The 16524-nt window shown below is 71.0% G+C and carries 12 protein-coding genes; 9 read left to right on the forward strand and 3 right to left on the reverse strand.

Annotation, left to right across the window (positions count from 1 at the left end):
- Positions 1–77: 77 nt before the first annotated feature.
- A complete protein-coding gene (gene eccCa, locus AB0L33_RS27525) occupies positions 78–4019 on the reverse strand; it encodes a type VII secretion protein EccCa (RefSeq protein ID WP_365685697.1) in 3942 nt (1313 codons plus the stop codon).
- Positions 4020–4228: 209 nt separating this feature from the next.
- On the opposite strand from eccCa, the gene eccD reads away from it, so the two are divergent.
- From eccD to AB0L33_RS27555, 6 genes are all read left to right on the forward strand, one after another.
- Positions 4229–5677 (forward strand): type VII secretion integral membrane protein EccD, encoded by a 1449-nt coding sequence (eccD, locus tag AB0L33_RS27530; RefSeq protein WP_365685698.1) that lies wholly within the window; start codon positions 4229–4231, stop codon positions 5675–5677.
- 177 nt (positions 5678–5854) lie between these two features.
- Positions 5855–6145 carry a 30S ribosomal protein S15 gene (gene rpsO / locus AB0L33_RS27535; protein ID WP_018102307.1) on the forward strand — a complete coding sequence of 97 codons (291 nt, stop codon included), beginning with the start codon at positions 5855–5857 and terminating at the stop codon, positions 6143–6145.
- A gap of 270 nt (positions 6146–6415) precedes the next feature.
- On the forward strand, positions 6416–8629 hold the full coding sequence (locus tag AB0L33_RS27540) for a polyribonucleotide nucleotidyltransferase (protein WP_365685714.1): 2214 nt from the start codon (positions 6416–6418) through the stop codon (positions 8627–8629).
- On the forward strand, positions 8626–10005 hold the full coding sequence (locus AB0L33_RS27545) for a pitrilysin family protein (RefSeq protein ID WP_365685699.1): 1380 nt from the start codon (positions 8626–8628) through the stop codon (positions 10003–10005). The genes AB0L33_RS27540 and AB0L33_RS27545 overlap by 4 nt, the downstream gene beginning before the upstream one ends.
- Positions 10006–10026: 21 nt before the next feature.
- Positions 10027–10779 carry a 4-hydroxy-tetrahydrodipicolinate reductase gene (gene dapB, locus AB0L33_RS27550; RefSeq protein WP_365685700.1) on the forward strand — a complete coding sequence of 251 codons (753 nt, stop codon included), beginning with the start codon at positions 10027–10029 and terminating at the stop codon, positions 10777–10779.
- 11 nt (positions 10780–10790) lie between these two features.
- On the forward strand, positions 10791–11327 hold the full coding sequence (locus AB0L33_RS27555; protein WP_365685701.1) for a tetratricopeptide repeat protein: 537 nt from the start codon (positions 10791–10793) through the stop codon (positions 11325–11327).
- A 68-nt stretch (positions 11328–11395) separates the two neighbouring features.
- Here AB0L33_RS27555 and AB0L33_RS27560 read toward each other — a convergent pair whose 3' ends face one another.
- Positions 11396–11947, reverse strand: coding sequence for a hypothetical protein (locus AB0L33_RS27560; protein WP_365685702.1), 552 nt, complete (start codon positions 11945–11947; stop codon positions 11396–11398).
- A gap of 94 nt (positions 11948–12041) precedes the next feature.
- On the reverse strand, positions 12042–12281 hold the full coding sequence (locus AB0L33_RS27565; RefSeq protein ID WP_365685703.1) for a hypothetical protein: 240 nt from the start codon (positions 12279–12281) through the stop codon (positions 12042–12044).
- Between the two features lie 198 nt (positions 12282–12479).
- Between AB0L33_RS27565 and thyX the strand changes: the two genes are divergently transcribed.
- The 3 genes from thyX to AB0L33_RS27580 all read left to right on the forward strand — a co-directional run bounded on the left by thyX (position 12480) and on the right by AB0L33_RS27580 (position 16107).
- Entirely contained in the window at positions 12480–13220 is a 741-nt protein-coding gene (thyX, locus tag AB0L33_RS27570) for an FAD-dependent thymidylate synthase (protein WP_161211431.1), read from the forward strand.
- Positions 13221–13373: 153 nt separating this feature from the next.
- Complete coding sequence (dapA, locus tag AB0L33_RS27575; RefSeq protein ID WP_365685704.1) at positions 13374–14273, forward strand: 4-hydroxy-tetrahydrodipicolinate synthase; 900 nt, start codon at positions 13374–13376, stop codon at positions 14271–14273.
- Positions 14274–14421: 148 nt separating this feature from the next.
- A complete protein-coding gene (locus AB0L33_RS27580) occupies positions 14422–16107 on the forward strand; it encodes a ribonuclease J (protein WP_365685705.1) in 1686 nt (561 codons plus the stop codon).
- Positions 16108–16524 lie beyond the last annotated feature (417 nt).

Consider the following 16524-nt stretch of genomic DNA (forward strand, 5'->3'; position numbering starts at 1 on the left):
TGGCTCTGCACGGCACCGTACAGGCAACACGGCGGCCGGGGTTCCGCTCCGCCGAACCTCTGTGACCGGCCCTGCCCTCAGCCCCGTTCGGGCAGCCAGCCAATCTGCACGAGGCTCTTCCCACCGCGCCGGGACGCCATGCACGCACGCCCCGGCGGCATCGGGCGGGCACGCACCGAGCCGACCAGATCGCCCTCCGCCGGATCGCCCGACAGCACCACGCCCTGCGCGCCCAGCTCCTTGATCCGTTGCAGGAACGGCTCGTACATCGCGCGCGAGGCCCCGGCGCAGTTGCGCGCGACGACGAAGCGCACCCCCGTGTCCCGTGCGAACGGCAGACAGTCAGCGAGCGCGGCGAGCGGGCTGCCCGTGCCCGTCGCGACGAGGTCGTAGTCGTCCACGACGACGAAGATCCGCGGCCCCGTCCACCAACTGCGCTCCCGCAACTGCCGGGGCGTGACGTCCGCCGGCGGCCGGCGCCGCGCGAACACCCCGGCCAGCGCCTCCATGTGCGTCGCGAGCGAGTCCGGTGTCGGCGCGTACTCCAGCAGATGGCTCTCCGGCAGGGCGCCCAGCAGACCCCGCCGGTAGTCCCCGACGACGAGCTTCGCCTCGTCGGGGGAGTAGCGGCGGGCGATCTGCCGGGCGAGCAGCCGCAGCAGAGCGGTCTTCCCCGATTCGCTCTCCCCGAACACCAGAAGGAACGGATCGGCGTCGAAGTCCACGAAGACCGGGGCGAGATCGGTCTCGGCGATGCCGATCGCGACACCCCGCTCCGGGCACTCGTCGCCCTTGGGCAGCCGATCGGCGGGGAGCACGGCGGGCAGCAGCCGTACGGGAGGGGCCGGCGGACCCGCCCAGTCCGCCCGGATCCGTCCGGCCAGCGCCGCCGTACGGTCGGGGAGGCCGGCCGCGCTCTCCACCGGGCCGAGGCACGGCGCCGCGGCCAGGAAGTGCAGCCCCTCCGCCACCTGGCCCCGGCCCGGCACACCGGCGGGCACCTGGGCGGCGACCCTCCGGTCGAACTCGGAGTCCGACACGTCACCGAGCCGCAGTTCGAGCCGCCCGGCCAGCTGGTCCTTCAGCGCCGCCCGCACCTCCAGATGACGGGCGGCGGTGAGCACCACGTGCACCCCGTGGCCGAGCCCCCGGGCCGCGATGTCGGCCACGACCGGCTCCAACTCCTCGTACTCCGCGCGGAAGCCGCCCCAGCCGTCCACGACGAGGAAGACGTCGCCCCACGCCTCACCGGGCAGACCGCCCCGGGCCCGCTCGCTCCGGTACGCGGCCATGGAACCGATGCCCCGCGCCCGGAACAGCTCCTCACGGGCCCGCAGCACCCCGGCCACCTCCGCGACCGTGCGCCGCACCCGCTCGGGATCCAGCCGCGAGGCGACCGAGCCGACGTGCGGCAGGTCCGACAGCGACGCCAGCGCGCCACCGCCGAAGTCGAGCCCGTAGAACTGCACCTCGCACGGCGTGTGGGTGAGTGCGAAGGACATCACCAGCGTGCGCAGCACCGTGGACTTCCCGGACTGCGGCCCGCCGACCACCAGCATGTGGCCCGCCGCCCCGGAGAAGTCCTGGAACAGCACCTCCCGCCGCTGCTCGAACGGCTTGTCCACGAGCCCGAGCGGAACGACAAGACCGCCGGGCCCGCCGTCCCCCGCGACGGTGAACCCACGCTCCGGGTCCGTCCCCAGTTCCGGCAGCACCGCGTCCAGCCCGGGCGACCGGTCCAGCGGAGGCAGCCACACCTGGTGGGCGGGCACGCCCTGCCCCTCGAGCCGCCGCACCACCACATCGAGTACCGAATCCGTCACCGCGCCGTTCCCGCGCCCCTCCGCCACGGACGCGGGCTCAGTGGCGGACGGCTCAGGTACGGATACAGGCACCGGCAGCGCGCTGAACAGCGCCGCCGCGGGACCGGCCGAGTCCACCCCCGCGGTCCGCCCGGGGTCGCTGGGCCGGTACGGCCCCGAGACGTACGCCGCCTTGAAGCGCGTCAGTTCCCGCGTACCGGTTTTCAGGAAACCCGAACCGGGCACCGGCGGCAGGTCGTACGCGTCCGGCACACCCAGCGCGGCCCGCGACTCCTCCGCCGAGAACGTGCGGAGCCCGATGCGGTACGAGAGGTACGTTTCCAGCCCCCGCAGCCTGCCCTCCTCGAGACGCTGGGACGCCAGCAGCAGATGCACGCCCAGCGATCGGCCGATGCGGCCGATCCGGATGAACGTGTCGATGAAGTCGGGCTCGGCGGCGAGGAGTTCGGAGAACTCGTCGATGACCAGCACCAGCGTGGCCAGCGGTTCCAGCGCCGCCCCCGCCGCCCGTGCCCGCTCGTAATCGTGGACGCTCGCGAAATTGCCCGCCGCCCGCAGCAGTTCCTGACGGCGCTGCAGCTCACCGCGCAGCGCGTCGCCCATCCGGTCGACCAGCGCCAGGTCGTCGGCGAGATTCGTGATGACGGCGGCCACGTGCGGCAACCCCGCCATCCCCGCGAACGTCGCCCCGCCCTTGAAGTCCGCGAGCACGAAGTTCAGCGTTTCGGAGGAATGGGTGACGGCAAGACCGAGGACCAGCGTCCGCAGCAGCTCGGACTTCCCCGACCCGGTCGCGCCCACACACAGCCCGTGCGGCCCCATCCCGTCGAGCGCCGACTCCTTGAGGTCGAGCACCACCGGCACACCGTCCTCACCCACTCCGACGGGCACCCGCAACCGCTCCGCGACCGGCCGGGGCCGCCAGGTCCGTTCCACCTCCACCGCACCCGCGTCACCCAGGTCCAGCAGGTCCGTGAAGTCGAGCGCGGCCAGCAGCGGCTCCTCCCCGTCCCGCCCACCCGCCCGCAACGGAGCGAGCCGCCGCGCCAGCGCCTCCGCCGACGGCAGCGACAGCCCGTCCGGCACACCCACCCCGCACTCCGCCTCCAGCACACCGGGACCCACCCGCACGCACAGAGCCCCCTGCGGCCCCTCCGCGTCACCCGGGGCCACCTCGACCAGCGTCACCCCCTCCACGCCCGCCGCCGCACCCAGCACCGAACCCGGAGCCACCCCCGCCCCGTCCACCACCACGACGACATGCGGCCGGTCCGGCAACGGCGCCCCCTCCGGCACGAAGCGCCCCCGTCCCTCCAGCACCGCGCCGAGCAGCGGCTCCAGCCCAGCCACGTCCCGCGCGAACAGCCTCCTCGCACCGGCCCCGTCCACCGCACCGGACGACTGGACATGCGGCAGCCACTTCACCCACTCCCAGCACACCGCCGCATCCCGCGCGGCCACCACCGCCACCACCAGGTCCCGGGGCGAGTGCAGCGTCGCCAGCTGCGCCACCAACGCCCGCGCCACCGCCCTGACCGGCTCCGTCGCACCACTCAGCCGCACCCGGTACGCCGCCCGCAGCGGCACGCACAACGGCAGGCCGTCCAGCGAGCCGTGCACCGCCACGAACCGCCGCACCGCGTCCGCGCACACCGGCTCCGGCTCACCCGAAGCGGGCTCCGGCACGGCCAACGGCGTCGCGAGCCGCTGCCTGCCGAGCCCGATCCGCACCACCCCGAAGTCCGCGTCACCGGGCCGCCGCTCCCACACCCGGCTCCCGCCCGCGACCACCGACCACAGCTGGCCGGGCGCGGGGTGCGTGAACAGCAGACCCTCGCGCTGGGCCCGCGCCGTCCGCCGCACGGCACGCCGCGTCCGGGCCAGCCGGGCCAGATAGTCGCGCCGCACGTCCGCCGCCCGCCCCTGCGTACCGCGCCGGTAGCGCACCACCTGGGCCACCACCATCGCCAGCGTCGAGACCAGCATCAGCACACCCATGACCCGCATGAACCGCGGAGCCTGCGGCGAGAAGAAGAACACCACCGACGACGCCATGCCCAGCACCGGAAGGAGCTGCATCAGCACCCCCTCGCGCTGCCCGCGCGGCCCCGCCGGAGGGGGCTCCAACAACACCTCTTTCGTGGGAACTTCCGGCGGCAGCAGACGGGGCGGACGCTTCACGACGATCTGACTCACCGGTGCATCGATCCTTGGGTCCGGGCGGGTGTGGGACGGGGCGGCGAGGGGAACGGCGCCGCCGACGCGTGCGCACATCGGACGACACCCTCTGCCCCGAAGCGCCCGCGATCCTACGCACTGTCAGCCTTCGCCCCGATCCGCCCGATAGGGTGACCCGCCCACCGTGAGGACACCGCCGACCAGCGACGAACAGGGGCCCCCGACACGTGAGTCCGACCGCAACGACCGGCTTCTGCCGCGTCACCGTCGTCACGCCCGACAGCCGCATCGACGTCGCCCTCCCCGAGGACATCGCCGTCGCCGACATCCGGCCCGAGATCCTGCGCCTCACCGGACCGGCCGCACCCGGCACCGCGCCCCCCGGCCACCACCTCGTACGGCTCGACGGAACGGTTCTGGACGGCGACCGCACCCTCGCCGCACAACGCGTCCTCGACGGCGAGATCCTCACCCTGCGCCCCTTCGCCGCCTCGCTCCCCCCGCCCGTCTTCGACGACGTCGCCGACGCCATCGCCTCCGCCACCCGCCGCGACCGCCACCTGTGGAGCGACGACCTGCTGCGCGGCGCCGCCCCGGCCGCCGGCGCGCTGCTCCTCCTCCTGGCGGCCCTCGTCCTGTGGCGGGCCGACCCGGTCCGCCACGACCTGCACGGCCCGTCCGGAGCCGTCGCGGGCGCCGCCGGACTCCTGTCGGCCACCGCCGCCGCCGTGCGCGCCCGGGTCCAGGCCGACCGCGTCACCGCCGCCGCGCTCGGCCTGGGCGCCCTGCCGCTCGTCCTCCTCGGCGGCTCCGGCCTCGTCGCCCCGGAGCCGGGCGGGGGAGCGGGCCGGCTCCAGCTCCTGCTCGGGTGCGCCGCCGTCCTCGTCGTCTCGGCCGCCCTCACCGCACTCGCCCCGTGCGGCGACGCCCCCTTCGCGGGCGCCGCCCTCCTCGCCGGTGCCGGAGCGCTGGCCGCGTCCGCCGCGATCCTCGCCGAGGCGTCCGCCACCGCGACCGCCGCCGTCTGCGTCCCCGCCGCCCTCGGCCTCATCGCGTTCCTGCCCGGCCTCTCCGCCCGCTTCGCCCGGCTTCCGACCGGGTACGCGGCGCCCCGGGCGGCCGGCTCCCTCGGGGACGAGGACGACGAGCACGAGGACCCGGACGCCGCGGACGCCAACCCCGTCGACACCCGCCTCGTCGCGGACCGGGCGCGGCGCGGCCACGAACTGCTCCTCGGCCTGGCCGGGGGCTGCGCGGGCCTGGCCGCCATCTCGGCCGCCGTCCTCGGCGCCTCGGACACCACCTGGGCCCGGCTCCTCGCCCTCGCCGCCGGCCTCGCGCTCCTGCTCCGCGCCCGTCTCTTCCGCTACACCGCCCAGGTCGCCTGCCTGCTGGTCGCGGGCATCGGCGCGCTCGCCGCCCCCGTCATCGGCCTCGCCCTCGGCGTCCAGGGCGGCGCCCCGGCCCCGTATCCCCGTACGACCGGACTGTGCGCCGCGCTCGTCGCCGGCGCCCTGCTCCTCGCCGCCGCCGGGGTGACCGTCCCGCGCAAGGGCCTCTCCCCGTTCTGGGGCAGATTCCTGGACCTGGCCGAGAGCGCGCTCCTGCTCTCCCTCGTCCCGCTCTGCCTCGCGGTCCTGGACCTCTACGCGCGCGCGAGGGCGCTCACCGGCTGACGCCCGGCGGGGGCGGGTCCGGTCGGCTGGTAGTCTGGCTGTGGCCGTTTGTGTACGCGTTCCCGGTTCGCTCTGGGAGCTGCGCTCATCGGACCCTCGCTCCCGAGTCACCCAAGCTCCCCTGAGAACCAGACCAGGGGCACTCGTGGGCGCATCGAACACCAAGAGGAGTACCGCGTGCCGCTCGACGCCGCTACGAAGAAGCAGATCATGACCGAGTTCGCGACGAAGGAGGGCGACACCGGTTCCCCCGAGGTCCAGGTCGCCATGCTCTCGCGCCGCATCTCGGACCTGACGGAGCACCTCAAGACGCACAAGCACGACCACCACTCCCGTCGTGGTCTGCTGATCCTGGTCGGCCAGCGTCGCCGCCTCCTGCAGTACCTGGCCAAGAAGGACATCCAGCGCTTCCGTGCGCTCGTCGACCGCCTCGGCATCCGCCGCGGTGCGGCCGGCGGCGCCAAGTAAGACCGCTGCGCAAGGGAGCGGTTCCCTCACTCAGGGAGCCGCTCCCTTTGCCGTACGTGCGGTACTCGGGGCAACCTCAGTAACCTGGACGTACAACAACAGACGAGGAGAGGCGCCGCACGGCCGCCGCCGGTCCTCGGTAGTGGCCCCCGGGACAACGCCCGGGAGCTTCGATCGAAGACCGGCCCCGCACAGACGGCGCGCTTCTCCGCTCCGTCCGGCGCCACACGGGCGCCCGGACGAAAGACGACGAGTATGGAGAATTCACTAGTGGAGAACGAGACCCACTACGCCGAGGCCGTCATCGACAACGGCACCTTCGGCACCCGCACCATCCGCTTCGAGACGGGCCGCCTGGCCAAGCAGGCCGCCGGCTCCGCCGTCGCGTACCTGGACGACGACACCATGGTGCTGTCGGCCACCACCGCTTCCAAGCGGCCCAAGGACCAGCTCGACTTCTTCCCCCTGACGGTGGACGTCGAGGAGCGGCAGTACGCCGCGGGCAAGATCCCCGGCTCGTTCTTCCGCCGCGAGGGCCGCCCCTCCGAGGACGCGATCCTCACCTGCCGCCTGATCGACCGCCCGCTGCGCCCGTCCTTCAAGAAGGGCCTGCGCAACGAGATCCAGATCGTCGAGACGGTCATGGCGCTCAACCCCGACCACCTGTACGACGTCATCGCGATCAACGCCGCCTCCTGCTCCACGCAGCTGGCCGGCCTGCCCTTCTCCGGCCCGATCGGCGGCACCCGTGTCGCCCTGATCAAGGGCCAGTGGGTCGCCTTCCCGACGCACACCGAGCTCGAGGACGCCGTCTTCGACATGGTCGTCGCGGGCCGCGTCCTGGAGGACGGCGACGTCGCGATCATGATGGTCGAGGCCGAGGCCACCGAGAAGACCATCCAGCTCGTCAAGGACGGCGCCGAGGCCCCGACCGAAGAGGTCGTCGCCGCCGGTCTGGAAGCCGCCAAGCCCTTCATCAAGGTGCTCTGCAAGGCCCAGTCCGACCTCGCCGCCAAGGCCGCCAAGCCCACCGGCGAGTTCCCGGTCTTCCTCGACTACCAGGACGACGTCCTGGAGGCCCTCACCAAGGCCGTCAGCACCGAGCTCGCCAAGGCCCTCACCATCGCCGGCAAGCAGGAGCGCGAGACGGAGCTCGACCGCATCAAGGAGATCGCGGCCGAGAAGCTCCTCCCCGAGTTCGAGGGCCGCGAGAAGGAGATCTCCGGTGCCTACCGCGCGCTGACCAAGAAGCTGGTCCGCGAGCGCGTCATCAAGGACAAGGTCCGCATCGACGGCCGCGGCGTCACGGACATCCGTACGCTCGCCGCCGAGGTCGAGGCCATCCCGCGCGTGCACGGCTCCGCCCTGTTCGAGCGTGGCGAGACCCAGATCCTGGGCGTCACCACCCTCAACATGCTCCGCATGGAGCAGCAGCTGGACACCCTCTCCCCGGTGACCCGCAAGCGCTACATGCACAACTACAACTTCCCGCCGTACTCCGTCGGCGAGACCGGCCGCGTTGGCTCGCCCAAGCGCCGCGAGATCGGCCACGGCGCGCTCGCCGAGCGCGCGATCGTGCCGGTCCTCCCGTCCCGCGAGGAGTTCCCCTACGCGATCCGCCAGGTCTCCGAGGCCCTGGGCTCCAACGGCTCGACGTCCATGGGTTCGGTCTGCGCCTCCACCATGTCCCTGCTGAACGCCGGTGTGCCCCTCAAGGCCGCCGTCGCCGGCATCGCCATGGGCCTGATCTCCCAGGAGATCGACGGCAAGACCCACTACGTCGCCCTCACCGACATCCTCGGCGCCGAGGACGCGTACGGCGACATGGACTTCAAGGTCGCCGGTACGAAGCAGTTCGTCACCGCGCTCCAGCTCGACACCAAGCTCGACGGCATCCCCGCCTCGGTCCTGGCCGCCGCGCTGAAGCAGGCCCGCGACGCCCGCCTCCACATCCTCGACGTGATGAACGAGGCCATCGACGTCCCGGACGAGATGTCCCCGAACGCCCCGCGGATCATCACCGTCAAGATCCCGGTGGACAAGATCGGTGAGGTCATCGGCCCCAAGGGCAAGATGATCAACCAGATCCAGGAGGACACCGGCGCCGACATCACGATCGAGGACGACGGCACCATCTACATCGGTGCCCAGCAGGGCTCGCAGGCCGAGGCCGCCCGCGCCACGATCAACGCGATCGCCAACCCGACCATGCCGGAGGTCGGCGAGCGCTACCTGGGCACGGTCGTCAAGACCACCACCTTCGGTGCGTTCGTCTCGCTCATGCCGGGCAAGGACGGCCTGCTGCACATCTCGCAGATCCGCAAGCTGGCCGGCGGCAAGCGCGTCGAGAACGTCGAGGACGTTCTGGGCGTCGGCGCCAAGGTCCAGGTCGAGATCGCCGAGATCGACTCCCGCGGCAAGCTCTCCCTCGTCCCCGTCATCGAGGGCGAAGAAGACGAGAAGAAGGACGACACCGACAAGTGACGTCCCGTAGTTCCGCGACGACGGCCCGCCCCTCCTCGGAGGGGCGGGCCGTCGCCCGTACCCAAACGCTTCTCAAGGGCAGCAACGGCATCGGCACGGTCCGCCGTACGGTCCTCCCCGGCGGCCTCCGCGTCGTCACCGAGACCCTGCCCTCCGTACGCTCCGCCACCTTCGGCATCTGGGCGAACGTCGGCTCACGCGACGAGACGCCCGCCCTGAACGGCGCGACGCACTACCTCGAACACCTCCTCTTCAAGGGCACCGCCCAGCGCAGCGCCCTCGACATCTCCTCCGCCATCGACGCGGTCGGCGGCGAGATGAACGCCTTCACGGCGAAGGAGTACACCTGCTACTACGCGCGGGTCCTCGACACGGACCTGCCGCTCGCCATCGACGTGGTCTGCGACATGCTGACCGGCTCGCTGATCGCCCCCGAGGACGTCGACGCCGAGCGCGGCGTCATCCTCGAAGAGATCGCGATGACCGAGGACGACCCGGGCGACTGCGTGCACGACCTGTTCGCGCACACCATGCTCGGTGACACCCCGCTCGGCCGCCCCGTCCTCGGCACCGTCGACACGATCAACGCCCTGAACCGCGGCCAGATCGCCCGCTTCTACAAGAAGCACTACGACCCGACACGCCTCGTCGTCGCCGCCGCGGGCAACATCGACCACGCCACCGTCGTACGCCGGGTCCGCAAGGCGTTCGACAGGGCCGGCGCCCTCTCCCGTACGGACGCGGTCCCGACCGCGCCCCGCGAGGGCTCCCGCGCCCTGCGCACCGCCGGCCGGGTCGAGGTCCTGGGCCGCAAGACCGAGCAGGCCCACGTGGTCCTCGGCATGCCCGGCCTGGCCCGCACCGACGAACGCCGCTGGGCCCTGGGCGTCCTCAACACCGCCCTCGGCGGCGGCATGAGCTCCCGCCTCTTCCAGGAGGTACGGGAGAAGCGCGGCCTCGCCTACAGCGTCTACTCGTACACCTCCGGCTTCGCGGACTGCGGCCTGTTCGGCGTGTACGCGGGCTGCCGCCCGAGCCAGGTGCACGACGTCCTCAAGATCTGCCGCGACGAGCTCGACCGGGTCGCGTCGGACGGGCTGAGCGACGAGGAGATCAGCCGCGCCATCGGCCAGCTCTCCGGCTCCACCGTCCTCGGCCTGGAGGACACCGGCGCGCTGATGAACCGCATCGGCAAGAGCGAGCTGTGCTGGGGCGAGCAGATGTCGGTGGACGAGATGCTGGCCCGGATCAGCGAGGTGACACCGGACGACATCCGCTCCGTCGCGGGCGAGATCCTCGGACACCGTCCCTCGCTGTCCGTCATCGGACCGCTCAAGGACAAGCAGGCCGCCCGTCTCCACGAAGCGGTCTCCTGAAACTCCTAAGGAAGCAGAGCAATGAGCAAGCTGCGCGTGGCCGTCCTCGGCGCCAAGGGCCGTATCGGAGCCGAAGCGGTACGAGCCGTCGAGGCCGCCGAAGACCTGGAGCTGGTGGCCGCCCTCGGCCGGGGCGACAAGCTGGAGACCCTCGCCGAGACCGGCGCCCAGGTCGCCGTCGAGCTGACCACCCCCGCCTCGGTGATGGAGAACCTCGAGTACTGCGTCGGCCACGGCATCCACGCGGTGGTCGGCACCACCGGCTGGACCGACGAACGGCTCGCGCAGCTCGACGGCTGGCTCTCCGCCTCCCCGGAGACCGGTGTGCTCATCGCACCGAACTTCTCCATCGGTGCGGTCCTCACCATGAAGTTCGCCCAGCAGGCGGCCCGCTACTTCGAGTCCGTCGAGGTCATCGAGCTCCACCACCCCAACAAGGCCGACGCCCCTTCCGGGACCGCCGCCCGCACCGCCCAGCTCATCGCCGCGGCCCGCCGCGAGGCCGACTGCGCCCCGCAGCCGGACGCCACCAACACCGCGCTGGACGGGGCACGCGGCGCCGACGTCGACGGCATCCCGGTCCACTCGGTCCGCCTCCGCGGCCTCCTGGCCCACCAGGAGGTGCTGCTCGGCGGCGAGGGCGAGACCCTCACCATCCGGCACGACTCCCTGCACCACAGCAGCTTCATGCCCGGCATCCTGCTCGGCGCCCGCCGCGTGGTGACCACTCCCGGCCTCACGTTCGGCCTGGAACACTTCCTCGACCTGAACTGACTGGCCCCGCCATGCGCGCAAAGATCACTTACGTCGTCACCGCTGCCGTCCTGGTCTTCTACTTCGTCCTGGTCGGCAGCCGCGGCGTCCTGCTCATCAAGCACGGCACCCTCATCACGGTGACCTTCGGGATCGCCGTGCTGGTCCTGCCCGCGATCGGCGTGTGGTTCCTGTGGAAGAACACCCAGTTCGTCCGCAGGGCCAATGCCCTGGCCGCCGAACTGGACGCGCAGGGCGGCCTCCCGGTCGACGAACTGCTGCGCACGCCCAGCGGCCGCATCGACCGCGCCTCCGCCGACGCGGTGTTCGAACGCCGCCGCGAGGAGACGGAGGACGCCCCGGACGACTGGCGCTGCTGGTTCCGCCTGGCAGTGGCCTACCAGGACGCCAGGGACACCCCCCGAGCCCGCAAGGCCATGCAACGAGCAATCGCCTTGCACCGCACGACCCGGCCCGGCGACCTCCCCAGCCCGTCGGGCGACGTCCCCAGCCCGTCCGGTGGCGCCCCCAGCCCGTCGGGCGAGCACTCCAGCCCGTCCGGCGTTTGAGGACAAAAAAAGAGCCGTCCGGCGATTGAGGACACCTCAGTCACCGGACGGCTCGCGCCGCGAAACCGCTACCGCGGCCGGTACTCGTCCCCCCAGGCCTCGATCGTGTCGGCAGCCCGATCAAACGCTTCCGCGCGCGCGAGGAAATCCGCGTTGGAGTCCGTGAGCAACGGCGGCACCGCGTCCCCGCCCTTACGGACGACGATCAGCGCCTGGCCCTGCACGGTACGCGGGAACCCGAGCCACTTCACCGGCTGCTGCACCGTACGCACGGCAGCGGCCCGGCTCCACGGAACGGTCGTCGTACGGAAGAAGCCCACCCGGCGCACACCGTGCCGGCTCACCCAGGCGCCGATGCGCAGCATCCGCAGGGCGCACAGGATGATCGCGAGACCGAGTGCGAGACACGCCCCCGCGCCGGGCAGCGCCCCGGCGAACGCGATGATCATCCCCGCGAACAGGATGAACGAGGCGAGCAGCAGCAGACCGGCGGCGGCGGCGACCCGCCACGGGCCGGGACGGTACGGCCGCCGCCAGCTGTCGTGGTCGTCGAACGGCAGCGCGACGTCCTCCGCGTTCGCGTCAAACGCGCGGTCGGCCGTCAGAAAGGGCAGGGGCACGACTGATCCTCACTCACAAGCACGCTCGATTGCTGTGCCCGGTGAGGCTACCGAGGAGATGCCCGGACCGACCACCCCAGGGGGTCCGTCCGGGTCAGCGTCCGTGCGCCGCTTCCGTCTGCTGCGTGTGCGCCGGAGCCTGCTCGGGGCCCAGAGCGGGCAGGCCGAGGAGCAGGGACCCCGCGATGCCGCCGACGACGACGAGCCCGATCAGGGCACGTCCCACCCGCTCGGAGACCGTACTGCGGGGGCGGGGAGGCGGTGTGACGTTACTGCGGAACCGCTCGGACTCGGCTACGAACGAGAACGGGACGGATTCACGCCGGCGGAACATGGGGGTGGCTCTCCTTGGAATCTCTTTCGGGTGGTGCTACTGAGTCAGACGCGCGACTACCCCGTTCGGTGCCCCGAATCGCCCGGTGAAATCGGAAAAAAACGGAAAGACGTTCCCGTACAAGCCGCGCGCGAACAGCCTCGGCCCGGCCCGTAGAGTGGACGCCGCCCGAGCGACGCCATTGGAAGGACCCTGCCGGTGACCGACGACACCCCCGAGCCCACGAAGGCCCATTTCCGCAGCGACGTCACCGTCGACCTGGTGAAATCCGCTGCCGGCGACGCCGACGTGCTGTTCGCCGCCCGCGTGTCCACGGCCGGTGAGCAGTCGCTGGAGGAGATCGCCAAGGACCCCGAGCGCTCGAAGGGCCTCATCAACTATCTGATGCGGGACCGGCACGGCAGCCCGTTCGAGCACAACTCGATGACCTTCTTCATCAGCGCCCCGATCTTCGTGTTCCGCGAGTTCATGCGGCACCGCGTCGGCTGGTCGTACAACGAGGAATCAGGCCGCTACAGGGAGCTGCAGCCCGTCTTCTACGTCCCCGACACGTCCCGCAAGCTCATCCAGCAGGGCCGCCCGGGCAAGTACGAGTTCGTGGAGGGCACGCCGGAGCAGCACGCGCTCACCACCCGCGCCATGGAGGACTCGTACCGGCAGGCGTACGAGGCGTACCAGGAGATGCTGGCGGCGGGCGTGGCCCGCGAGGTGGCCCGCGCGGTGCTCCCGGTCGGCCTGTTCTCCACGATGTACGCCACGTGCAACGCGCGTTCCCTGATGCACTTCCTCGGCCTGCGCACGCAGCACGAGATGGCCAAGGTGCCCTCGTTCCCGCAGCGGGAGATCGAGATGGTGGGCGAGCAGATGGAGGCCCACTGGGCCCGGCTGATGCCGCTCACCCATGCAGCCTTCAACAAAAATGGACGTGTCGCCCCATAGGGCGGTGTCCGTATTGCGGCGTTTCGAGAAGTTCATCTAGGCTGATCAAACGGACCCGGCACTGCTTGAACCCCCGAGCAGGCAGTGCCGGGCTCCTCTTGCTTGTCCCCCCGAGGGGGCACCGTGCGTCGAGCAGCGAGTAGCGTGTTACCCATGGCTCCGATCTCCACTCCGCAGACCCCCTTCGGGCGGGTCCTCACCGCTATGGTCACGCCTTTCACGGCGGACGGTGCTCTCGACATCGAGGGCGCGCAGCGGCTCGCCACCCACCTGGTGGACGCAGGCAACGACGGCCTGATCATCAACGGCACCACCGGCGAGTCCCCGACCACCAGCGACGCGGAGAAAGACCAGCTCGTCAGGGCCGTCCTGGAAGCGGTGGGGGACCGGGCGCACATCGTCGCCGGCATCGGGACCAACGACACCCGGCACAGCATCGAGCTCGCCCGCACCGCCGAGCGCAGTGGCGTCCACGGCCTCCTCGCCGTGACCCCGTACTACAACAAGCCGCCGCAGGAGGGCCTGCTGCGGCACTTCACCGCCATCGCGGACGCCACCGGCCTCCCGGTGATGCTCTACGACATCCCGGGCCGCAGCGGTGTGCCGATCGACACGGAGACGCTCGTACGGCTCTCCGAGCACCCCCGCATCGTCGCCAACAAGGACGCCAAGGGCGACCTGGGCCGTGCGAGCTGGGCGATCGCCCGCTCCGGCCTCGCCTGGTACTCCGGCGACGACATGCTGAACCTTCCGCTGCTCTCCGTCGGCGCGGTCGGTCTGGTCTCCGTCGTCGGCCATGTCGTCACCCCGGACCTGCGGGCGCTCATCGAGGCACACCTCGGCGGGGACGTACAGAAGGCGACCGAGATCCACCAGAAGCTGCTGCCGGTCTTCACCGGCATGTTCCGCACCCAGGGCGTGATCACCACCAAGGCCGCGCTGACGCTGCAGGGCCTCCCGGCGGGCCCGCTCCGGCTGCCCCTGGTCGAGCTGACCGAGCAGGAGACGGCCCAGCTCAAGATCGATCTCGCCGCCGGCGGGGTAGAGCTCTGACAACGGACTTCACAACTGAATACGCGAAACACAGCTGAACACGTGGGGAAACCCGCACCACAGCACCACCAAGACAACAGCAAGTGCACGAATGACATGCGCGCCACGTGCCCAAGCGGTACGTGGCGCGCGTGGTAAGGAGAGTCTTTTGAGTCATCCGCATCCTGAACTCGGCACCCCGCCGAAGCTCGCGAAGGGCGCCCTCCGGGTCACCCCGCTCGGCGGCCTCGGCGAGATCGGCCGGAACATGACGGTCTTCGAGTACGGCGGTCGCCTGCTCATCGTCGACTGCGGTGTCCTCTTTCCCGAGGAGGAGCAGCCCGGCATCGACCTGATCCTGCCGGACTTCACGACCATCCGGGACCGCCTGGACGACGTCGAGGGCATCGTCCTCACGCACGGCCACGAGGACCACATCGGCGGCGTCCCGTACCTGCTGCGCCTGAAGCCGGACATCCCGCTCATCGGCTCCAAGCTGACCCTCGCCCTGATCGAGGCCAAGCTCCAGGAGCACCGCATCCGTCCGTACACCCTGGAGGTCGCGGAGGGGCAGCGCGAGCGCATCGGAGTCTTCGACTGCGAATTCATCGCGGTCAACCACTCCATCCCGGACGCCCTCGCGGTCGCCATCCGGACCCCCGCGGGCATGGCCGTCGCCACCGGTGACTTCAAGATGGACCAGCTCCCGCTGGACGGCCGCCTCACCGACCTGCACGCCTTCGCCCGGCTGAGCGAGGAGGGCATCGACCTCCTGCTCTCCGACTCCACGAACGCCGAGGTCCCGGGGTTCGTACCGCCCGAGCGGGACATCCAGAACGTCCTGCGCAACGTCTTCGCCAATGCGCAGAAGCGCATCATCGTGGCGAGCTTCGCCAGCCACGTCCACCGCATCCAGCAGATCCTGGACACGGCTCACGAGTACGGCCGCCGGGTCGCCTTCGTCGGGCGTTCGATGGTCCGCAACATGGGCATCGCCCGTGACCTGGGCTATCTGAAGGTCCCCGCCGGGCTCGTCGTGGACGTCAAGACCCTGGACGATCTGCCGGACGACGAGGTCGTGCTCGTCTGCACCGGTTCGCAGGGCGAGCCGATGGCGGCCCTCTCCCGCATGGCGAACCGCGACCACCAGATCCGCATCGTCCAGGGCGACACGGTCATCCTGGCCTCTTCCCTGATTCCGGGGAACGAGAACGCGGTCTACCGCGTGATCAACGGCCTCTCGCGCTGGGGCGCCAACGTCGTCCACAAGGGCAACGCCAAGGTCCACGTCTCGGGCCACGCCTCGGCCGGCGAGCTGCTGTACTTCTACAACATCTGCCGCCCCAAGAACCTGATGCCGGTCCACGGCGAATGGCGCCACCTGCGGGCCAACGCCGAGCTCGGGGCCCTGACGGGCGTGCCGAAGGACCACATCGTCATCGCCGAGGACGGCGTGGTCGTGGACCTGATCGACGGCAAGGCGAAGATCGTCGGCAAGGTCCAGGCCGGTTACGTGTACGTCGACGGCCTCTCCGTCGGCGATGTCACGGAGACCTCGCTCAAGGACCGCCGCATCCTCGGCGACGAGGGCATCATCTCGGTGTTCCTGGTGGTCGACAGCACGTCGGGCAAGATCGTCGGCGGCCCGCACATCCAGGCCCGCGGCTCCGGCATCGACGACGCGGCGTTCACCGCGGTCGTTCCGAAGATCGAGGATGCGCTCAACAAGTCGGCCCAGGACGGAGTGATGGAGCCGCACCAGCTCCAGCAGCTGATCCGCCGCACGGTGGGCAAGTGGGTCTCGGACACCTACCGCCGGCGCCCGATGATCCTCCCCGTCGTCGTCGAGGTCTGACCCTCCGACAGGCGCGAACTCCGGAGCGGGGCCCCCGATTTGCATCGGGGCGCCCCGCTCCAGTACGTTTACGTCTCCACCTCACCGGGAAGCAGCGAGCGCATCCGTGCGCCCCGAAGCATCCAAGAGGGGGTGGAAATTCCGACTCAGAACCTCTGATAAAGTCGGAGTCGCCGGAAAGGGAAACGCGAAAGCGGAGAACTGGAAAGCGGAAATAGCTTGACCCGCTTCGACCGGGAATCGGACACGAAAGAGTCTGATAGAGTCGGAAACGCAAGACCGAAGGGAAGCGCCCGGAGGAAAGCCCCAGAGAATGTTCTGCGGGTGAGTACAAAGGAAGCGTCCGTTCCTTGAGAACTCAACAGCGTGCCAAAAGTCAACGCCAGATATGTTGATACCCCGGCCTGCTTCGGCAGG

It is taken from the genome of Streptomyces sp. NPDC052299 (genome assembly GCF_040679335.1).
Taxonomy (GTDB): Bacteria; Actinomycetota; Actinomycetes; order Streptomycetales; family Streptomycetaceae; genus Streptomyces.